General features: G+C 33.0%; 1 protein-coding gene. It reads left to right on the top strand.

The genetic code is table 11. The annotated features are described in order from the left end of the window. Positions 1-542 precede the first annotated feature (542 nt). Entirely contained in the window at positions 543-1,427 is an 885-nt protein-coding gene (locus tag LOK41_RS28115; RefSeq protein ID WP_241819371.1) for an Rpn family recombination-promoting nuclease/putative transposase, read from the top strand. The last annotated feature ends 99 nt before the right edge of the window (positions 1,428-1,526 follow it).

Genomic DNA, 1,526 nt, shown 5'->3' with positions numbered 1-1,526 from the left:
TTGAATTGTTTTCCTTTAAAATATCTCATGTCTGATTCTCCTAGATCCTGTTTTCTAGAGTGTAGCTTCATGTAGAAAACTTTGCAACAGAACCCAATCTACAATCATTCCAGCGCGTTCTTTAGAAGAAGCAAATGAAAAATTAAAGTCAGAAGTAAGGCGACGGTTAGGTACATGTCGCGTGAAAATTGATACTGCAAGTTTATGTATTTCAGAGGACAGTCGATATATAATTGAACTAAAATAAAAAAGTCTTGTTTACCACAAGGCTTTTTTATTTTTCGTTTAAAAGTTTGAAATAGGTTTTTTCCATTCATTATGTATTTACTAATAACAAATTTCTTTCAATAACAGACTCTTTATAATTTCCATTCAGTAAATACGAAACATAGGGGATAATTCCCCCAAAATATACACTGTTAAATCCCTAAAAAATTATTGAAACCCTTATGCATGTTGAAATAAGAGCTTGTTTGCATATGTATCACTCTTTTATGTACAATGAAAGAAAAACATCTTATAAGATGGGGAGAGGAAAATCCATGACCAGCCAACAATTAGTGAATTTACGCATTGATTTTGCTTTTAAACAATTATTTGGTACAAGTGGAAATGAGGATATTCTAATTGCGTTTTTAAATGCAATATTACAAGGTTCTTTAGAATCCCCTATTGTTTCTTTGCAATTAGAAGACCCACACTTGCATCGAGAACATGAAGAGGATAAATTATCGATTTTAGATATTTCCGCAACATTAGATACGGGAACAAAGGTAAATGTGGAAATACAGCTAAATAATAATCATGATATGATTAAGAGAAGTTTATATTACTGGGGAAGGCTATACACGTCCCACCTTCAAAAAGGAATGCCATATAGTTCGCTCCATAAAACAATTACGATTAATTTGTTAAATTTCGTTATGTTTTCTGAATACGAGGCATTCCATACAACAGGAATTCTATGGAATCAACAACAACAGAAGGTATTAAGTGATGATATAGAAATTCATATTGTAGAAATTCCAAAACTCATGCAGCAGTGGCGTAATGAACAAGTAAATCCCTGGGAAGATTCGTTCGTTCGTTGGTTATTACTTCTACCAGCGAATGAAGATGAACATTTAACCCAAACATTGGAGGATATTGCGATGAACCAAGACCCTATTTTACAAAAAGCAATGAATAAATGGGAACGTATGAGTCAAGATTCTTCTTTCCGACAAGCGTATGAAGCAAGGGAAAAAGCTCTTATGGATGAGGCCGCAAAGTTCGCTCATGCAGAGCAGCAAGGGATTAAAAAAGGAATAGAAGAAGGTAAAATGCAACTTATTCGTGGTATGTACAAAAATGGAATGCGAATAGAAGATATTGCAAGGTTTACAAATTTACGTATTGAAGAGATACAAGAAATTTTACAATCATAAATAAATTAACAAATAACACCAACTGATATATCTGTTGGTGTTATTTGTTGGTTCTGTTGCGAAGTTTTATTAAGGTTAAATGGTGCCAACAAAAAGTTG

The sequence above is a fragment of the Bacillus sp. TL12 genome (genome assembly GCF_022625245.1).
Taxonomy (GTDB): Bacteria; Bacillota; Bacilli; order Bacillales; family Bacillaceae_G; genus Bacillus_A.
Note: the sequence above shows the minus strand (reverse complement) of the source record. Positions and strands in the feature narration are given on the sequence as shown.